Raw genomic sequence first — 6,859 nt, 5'->3', positions numbered from 1 at the left:
CAATAAACGGTTTATAGTGGAATAAGATACTTGATTTTGTTGAATCTCTCCCCGCTTGATCAGCTGTTCATAGAACACGCTGACCGGCATGTGAAGGGATTCTTTTCTTATTTCCAGAATATGGTCCTTGTCATCCGGGGACAGTCTTCTGGAGTCCCCTCGATCTGAACGCCTTTTGGGCTTCAGGGCATCAAATCCGTTCCTTCTGTAATGAAGAAGCCATTCCTGTATGGTCTTGGCTGCGATTGTTCTTTCCCCGTAATATGGAATCTGATGGACTTTCCCTTCCAGCTGTTCGAAATATTCCTTTGGCTCCATCTGCCCGTTCAAAAGTGGGGCAATCAGCCCGTAGCGAAATAAAGCAATGTCTTCCCTTGTTTTTTCATTCATCGAAACATCCTCCTTTGATCAGAAGGACAACCGGTTATCCATTGCTTTTATTCTACTTTTTTCGTCCATTGTTTCATAGGCAAGATTTATGTGGGACTTACTTTATTTTTTTCTCGCGATAAATATGGTAGAATTAATTTGCCCATAAAATATGTTGATAAATGACCCCAGCTCCTTCGAAAGAAGGTGGATACGCCAATATCCTGGATCATTTTCATATATTTTAGGGCTTCTTTTTTTTGGTCCTGTGTAAACCCCAATGGATGTCCTAGATCCATCAAGAAACTATGTGTCCAATGAAGAATCTCATAGAAGCGCTTGGTATGCTGGGCTAACTGTTGGCGGCTTCCAATGGCTTTCTTTCCCCTTAATAACAGATGGACCCTTTCAACAATCGTATGTAATGTATGTTGGTAATAGGGAATAAGAAAATCTGGCAAAATGGAGATATTCACCCCGCAAGCCAGGCACCTAAACCGGCATATGGGTATATGCACTGCCTGATCCGCCTCATCAATTGCGTACCTCCAGTAATAGCCATTTCGATGAACATTCCCTTGGGCAATACAATGACAGTCGGGACATCGGTCAAACATGGGAAATTCATTCCCTTTTCCTCTTGATCCATATTCCTCAAGTCCGATTCCAAAATCATGGATAACGATCATAAAAAAACTCCCCTTTGTAATATGCAAAAAATTTAGCATATTATTTCAGGGAAGTACAGAAATCACGCTGAAGGAATTTGAATAAAGAAGGCCTGTTTTTGACGGAACAAAGTGATTCTTTACACAGATGTCACAGAGAATAGTAAGATTGCTGATTATCTGAAAAAAGGAATTACCGATCAAAGATTAAATGGTCGAAAGAGATATCTAAGCTCACAAGGCCTTAAACAACCTATTGTTTTAGAAATCAATGATTCAGAAGAATTCTACAATAACCTCTATGAGTGTTGTCCAACTCTATTGGATAGTAACACTTTTAATAGCCCCTTCTCCGGGGAATTTAAATATGAAAATTACTATATTAAAAATACAAAGGAGCTTATGGATTATGTACAGGAATTTTGACGATTATCCAGATGTGTTAGATGTATCAGATATTCAAGCATTACTAGGAATCGGCAGAAAGCAAGCATATGAATTGGTTCATTCAGGAGAATTTCATGTAATTAGAGTTGGCAAACGGATCAAAGTATCCAAGTGTGGATTGATTAATTGGATTGAAGGGAGAAATAATCGTGATAAACCAAACTAAACTTGTCGATTGCGGAGCTTGCGTTTTCGTTTATGATTTTCATCACCGTCGGAAAGCCGCCACGATGAATTTTGAAAAGAGCCCTTCGTTGGGCGCATTAACTAATCTGAAAAAATTAATTCTAACTAACTTTGTGAGGGATGAATTGCTTACAATGTTTACATTGAGTATGCCTATTAGCCAGTACAAGAATGCCCAAACTAGGCTAAGTTCTTTTATAAATCAGCTTAGTAAAACCAGTGGAGTTTCTCGGATAAACCATTTAGCTGTTGCAGAACTTCCTTCGGAAAGTTCTGGATCTACTGTATATTTACATCTTGTCACGGACCTTGAGACTCACTTATTAACTCGCACTTTAGACGAGGAAATCCCCGAAGAAAAACAAGACGATTATTTTTCAAATATATGGGGGGATGAGCTCTTAATTGATGTAGCTTATGATATGGGAGTTTTGGATATCTTTGATTCTGCTTATAAGCAATCAATCACTAGCAGTGCATACACTAAACATCCAAAAATTTTATTTAGAAGTGGGCTCCGCCAACCAATAGTATATTGGAATGGAGATGCTGATAAGGTAATAAAAGAGCAAAATTTACTTTCTTATCCTTATCATAGATCGGAAGAGTTCTTTGATGGAGCTGCGGGCTGGGTAATTGTGAATGAATACTCCCGATATAACACTAGCCCCATTGAAGATGAATTGGCCCCGTATTATCCCTGAGACTAGGCAAGATTACCATAGGTTTACAGCAAGGAGTGATATATTTACTCCTTGCTTTCTATAATAGTCTGCAATTCTATCAACCCCTAATCCTAAGAAATGTCTTCGTCAATCTCGACATTATAAAAAGCCCTCCTTCACCTGGTGGAAGCATAGAATAGTAAAGGAAACGGGGTTTCCTTTGATCGGATGGGATGGGGTGGGGCACGGAACTCCAGGTTCCCGAAGGGGTTAAATGATGGTACTACCCTACAAATTTTTTTTATTATTTTTGTACTTATAGGTGTTTTTTTAACAACTCGAGAATTACTAAGATTAATGCAGAAATTAGGAGCATTTTTATATATTGTAAAAAGAAGCTTTAATAGAACACTGCACATTAGCTGGGACCTAATATCACCAGGCCTGACGCACGGTGACAAGACTTCGGATCAAAACTAGAATTAATATTAGAAATCAGCTGAAATCACTATAAATCATATAGATAAGTAAATTTGTTGATATATATTAATAGGTCTAGACCTCAAACCTCATCATGAAAGGAAGTATCCACTATGAAGGAGTCAGCAATATTTGATTACAATGAGGAATTTGAACTCCAGTTGTTAACAGAAGAAGAACTTGAAAAAGTAAATGCAAAATCATTCATTAACTTAATGGCTGAATTGTTCCTAAAATATGAAACTGAAATTCAAAAAGCATTTAACTAATATCAGGAGGATCTTATATATGCCAAAAGCCGTTGGATACGTACGTGTAAGTACAGATAAACAATTAGATAACACATCCATTGATAAGCAAAAAGAGGAGATTATTAAGTACTGTAAAAGTCATCAATTAACCCTAGTTAAAATTTATGATGAAGGAGCTTACTCTGCAGAAAATTTTAAAGATCGAAAGTCTTTTAAACAGATGTACCAACAAGTATTGGATAAGGAGGAAAATATCGATTATGTAATAGTGTTTAAGTCTGATCGTATTTCTAGAGACAATCTAGATGCTTTATACATTTACAGAAGACTAACAGAATCAAATAAACACTTAATCTGTATCGCTGACAATATTGATACACGAGACCCAAAAGCAAAGCTATTATATCAATTCATGTCTCTAGTTGCTGAGCTTGAAAGGGATATGATCAAATTTCGTACTTTTACGGGAATGGAAAAGAATTATGAGAATGGAAATTTCAATGGTGGCAAAGTATATGGGTACTATACTGAAAACAAGGAACTTAAAGTGGATCCCGTTGAAGCAAAGATAGTAAAGTATATTTTTGAAAAATATGCTATTGATCTATGGGGATACCGCAAAATTGCTTCTAATCTCAATGAACAAGGCATAAGAACAAAAAATGGAAAACATTGGTCTATCGCAGCTGTAAAAACAATCTTGAATAACAGGATTTATATTGGTGAGGTTAAATGGAGAGATAATTATCGAAAGGGAAAGCACACGAGAATAATTGATGATATTCTCTGGAACAAAACTCAAAAAGTACTCAAAATCAAAAGTGATATGCCTAAAAAACTCCACCCTGGAACATTCCCTTTGTCGGGTCTTATCAAGTGTCCAGAATGTGGTTCTTCGATGGTCCAAGGAAACAGCAGCAAAAAATATAAATACTATCAATGCAACAAAAACAAGAGTAGTGGTAAACATGCCTGCTCATCCAACCTCGTCATTAAAGAATACGCAGAAGAGTTTGTATTTAATCAACTTTTCCATATAATAAAATCATTAAACCTTACACCTCTTATTGTAAATGCTACATTGTCGACTATAAATAGTGAAGTAGAACCCATTGAAGATAAAATAAAAATGATGGAAAAGGAGATTCAACGTCTCTCTAAGAGAAAGGACGATATTATAACATGGAGAAGTGACAATATTTTTGACGAAGCAACTTTTAGACAACAAATGAAGAATATTCAAGAGGAAGAAAGTGACTTAAACAAATTTATTGGAACATTGGAAAAACAACTGAAGCAGCGACAAAAATCCAACTTAGAAGAGAGTATCGAAATTGTTTTTAAAAAGCTAGAAATGTTTTTTGATATTTTGTCTAATGAAGATAAGAAAAAGGTTTTACATTCTTTTATTGATAGTATCTATGTGAATCATGGCAACACAACAAAAGAAAGGACTATCAAAGAAATTAAGTTCAAATTTGATTTAGATTATTTAGCAGAACCGAATCAGTGTGCCTGATGGGAAAGGAGAACATCCTTTCCTTTATTTTTTTTCATGTGATATTATTTTCAAAAGGAGGAGATTCAATGGAGGAGATCAGAAAAGTTGCACTCTATTGCAGGGTGAGTACAGAGGAACAAGCTAACGAGGGATATAGTATTCAAGCTCAATTACAAACCTTACGTCATTACGCAAAACTTTATAATTGGCACATCTCAAATGAGTATGTTGATGAAGGAATTAGTGGCAAAAATATTTCTAGTCGTCCTGCAATACAACAATTAATGGCCGATGTTGAGAATGATGAGTTCGAAGCAGTGCTTGTTTGGAAAATTTCAAGATTATCACGAAATATGTTGGATACTCTCGTCATGTTGGATAAATTTGAAGAAAACAATGTAAAGTTTATCTCCTACTCTGAGAACTTTGACACGGGAAGCCCCATAGGACGTCTTGTCGTTCAATTAATGGCCTCAATTGCAGAAATGGAACGAAATACCTTATCAGAAAACGTAAAGCTGGGTATGAAACAGAGGGCTACAGAAGGCTCTTGGAACGGCGGGATTGTCTTTGGCTACAATTCTGTTGAAAAGGAACTTGTTATAAATGAAGATGAAGCAAAAGTGGTACGACTTATCTACGAATTGTACTTATCAGGGAAAGGGCTAAAAGCAATTGCTAACCACTTAAACAAGCGTGGTTACCGCACAAAAAGAAACAAATACTTTTCCATTAATGGTGTCGCTCAAATTTTAGATAATCCAATCTACAAAGGAAAAATTAGTTGGCTCAAAGTCGAGAACTGGGATACAAAGCGTCGAAAAGGGAAAAATCCTAATCCCATTCTTGTAGATGGCAAGCACGAAGCTATTATTGCTAATGATCTTTGGCATCTCGTACAAACGAGACGAATGAGCAAGTCATTTAAACAACGGCAATCAAATGAACCATTTTTATTAAGCAGTCTTCTACGTTGTCCTGATTGCGGACAGGGTATGGTTCCTTCCATTACTTCTTATACACGCAAAGATGGAACAAAACGAAAGCATCGTTACTATGTCTGTTCCGATTTTCATAATAAAGGCTCATCTGCCTGTAAATCTAATGGAATCAAAGCCTATGAAGCTGAAAACAAAGTAATTGGGCGAATTGAAAATTTCCTTACCAACGGGGAATACTTTATCTCAACCATTCAATCTTTAAATAATCAATCTTTTCATGCCACCTCCGAACTAAAAAGGGATTTAGAGCGTATAGAAAAAAGGTTGTTAGAGATAGAACAGCTTCAAGAAAAATATTTGGAAGCATTTGAACAAAACCTTTTCCCTGTCGCAATCTTACAAGAACGACTACAACAGGTTGCTAGGGAAAAAACGAAATTGGAACAGATGCAAAATGAACTCAGTATACAGCTAAGTTCATCAGATACAAGAGTCATTCCACATGAATTGGTTCGTTTTCTATTAAAAAGGTTTGTAGAAGTCTACCAACTCTCCTCAAGAGAAGTAAAAAAGCAGTTGCTCCAGCAACTTATAGGTAGAATTACAATACGACAATTGGAGAATCGCTCAAGATCTATTCATCAGGTTGAACTTGACTTCGATTTTACAGAGGTCAATATATCAAAGACTTTTACACTTATTCATTTGCTACATCGTGAAACGGATAAAGACGTTGCATTTTCACAACCCTTACCCGCTTCCGACAACAAAATACCACCTTATTTACAACAGTTTTTGCCTCTATTTATGGTACGGTTCCCCCCTCAATATCCTAAACGCCCGATACACCTGCTCCACCAGGATCAATCTCATCAACTGGTGCGGAAATGTCATCTTCGAAAAAGACAAAGCTTCATCCGCCCGTCTCATGACTTCTTCGCTCAATCCTAGGGATCCGCCGATAACAAAGACAACGCTGTTTTTCCCGGATGCAGACAGGCGGCCCAGGTGTTCGGCGAATTGTTCGCTGCTTGCCTGCTTTCCTTCAATGGCCAAAGCGATGACGTAGGCATCGGGATGGATCTTATCGAGGATGCGGCCTCCCTCTTTTTGCTTGATTTGCTTCATTTGGGTTTGGCTTAGGTTTTCTGGGGCTTTTTCGTCGGGGAGTTCAAGAATGTTGATTTTTGTGTAGGCGGAGAGGCGTTTGAGGTACTCATCAATGCCCTGTTTCATATGTTTTTCTTTTATTTTTCCGACTGATATGATGGTGATATTCATGATGTCCGATTCCTTCCTTTAGATTACACACAGGTTGCAAACACATAACAAACATTTTATCCACAGTACT

General features: G+C 37.1%; 7 protein-coding genes and 1 pseudogene. 5 read left to right on the top strand and 3 right to left on the bottom strand.

Annotated features, from left to right (window positions below):
- Nucleotides 1-390: helix-turn-helix domain-containing protein (locus FS666_RS09460; RefSeq protein WP_144461551.1), on the bottom strand; the 390-nt coding region annotated here is incomplete at its 3' end.
- Between the two features lie 86 nt (nt 391-476).
- Nucleotides 477-986, bottom strand: a complete 510-nt coding sequence (locus FS666_RS20645; protein ID WP_390615260.1) for a DUF6431 domain-containing protein — start codon at nt 984-986, stop codon at nt 477-479.
- Between the two features lie 418 nt (nt 987-1,404).
- Between FS666_RS20645 and FS666_RS09455 the strand changes: the two genes are divergently transcribed.
- The 5 genes and pseudogenes from FS666_RS09455 to FS666_RS20265 form a co-directional block, all read left to right on the top strand.
- Nucleotides 1,405-1,650, top strand: coding sequence for a helix-turn-helix domain-containing protein (locus tag FS666_RS09455; RefSeq protein ID WP_306463601.1), 246 nt, complete (start codon nt 1,405-1,407; stop codon nt 1,648-1,650).
- Nucleotides 1,634-2,374, top strand: coding sequence for a hypothetical protein (locus FS666_RS09450; RefSeq protein WP_144461554.1), 741 nt, complete (start codon nt 1,634-1,636; stop codon nt 2,372-2,374). Before FS666_RS09455 ends, FS666_RS09450 begins: the two co-directional genes overlap by 17 nt.
- Before the next feature lie 554 nt (nt 2,375-2,928).
- Nucleotides 2,929-3,084 (top strand): hypothetical protein, encoded by a 156-nt coding sequence (locus FS666_RS19780; protein ID WP_186306558.1) that lies wholly within the window; start codon nt 2,929-2,931, stop codon nt 3,082-3,084.
- 19 nt (nt 3,085-3,103) lie between these two features.
- Nucleotides 3,104-4,585: a recombinase family protein gene (locus FS666_RS09445; protein WP_244943885.1), complete on the top strand. Its 1,482-nt coding sequence runs from the start codon at nt 3,104-3,106 to the stop codon at nt 4,583-4,585.
- Nucleotides 4,585-5,706 (top strand): annotated as a pseudogene (locus FS666_RS20265) (recombinase family protein); the annotation flags it as partial. The gene FS666_RS09445 and the pseudogene FS666_RS20265, both read left to right, overlap by 1 nt.
- 603 nt (nt 5,707-6,309) lie before the next feature.
- On the opposite strand, the gene rlmH reads toward FS666_RS20265, so the two are convergent.
- Nucleotides 6,310-6,789 carry a 23S rRNA (pseudouridine(1915)-N(3))-methyltransferase RlmH gene (rlmH, locus tag FS666_RS09435; RefSeq protein WP_144461558.1) on the bottom strand — a complete coding sequence of 160 codons (480 nt, stop codon included), beginning with the start codon at nt 6,787-6,789 and terminating at the stop codon, nt 6,310-6,312.
- Between the last annotated feature and the right edge of the window lie 70 nt (nt 6,790-6,859).

Origin of the sequence: Siminovitchia fortis, from assembly GCF_007681465.1 — a bacterium.
Lineage (GTDB): Bacteria > Bacillota > Bacilli > Bacillales > Bacillaceae_C > Siminovitchia > Siminovitchia fortis.
The sequence above is the reverse complement of the archived record's forward strand: the minus strand, read 5'-3'. Positions and strand labels throughout refer to the sequence as shown.

Excerpts from the sequence above, each read along its gene's own strand:
- FS666_RS20645 (WP_390615260.1), bottom strand. The coding sequence starts at position 986 with ATGTTTGACCGATGTCCCGACTGTCATTGTATTGCCCAAGGGAATGTT.
- FS666_RS09455 (WP_306463601.1), top strand. The coding sequence starts at position 1,405 with ATGAAAATTACTATATTAAAAATACAAAGGAGCTTATGGATTATGTAC.
- FS666_RS19780 (WP_186306558.1), top strand. The coding sequence starts at position 2,929 with ATGAAGGAGTCAGCAATATTTGATTACAATGAGGAATTTGAACTCCAG.
- FS666_RS09445 (WP_244943885.1), top strand. The coding sequence starts at position 3,104 with ATGCCAAAAGCCGTTGGATACGTACGTGTAAGTACAGATAAACAATTA.
- rlmH (WP_144461558.1), bottom strand. The coding sequence starts at position 6,789 with ATGAATATCACCATCATATCAGTCGGAAAAATAAAAGAAAAACATATG.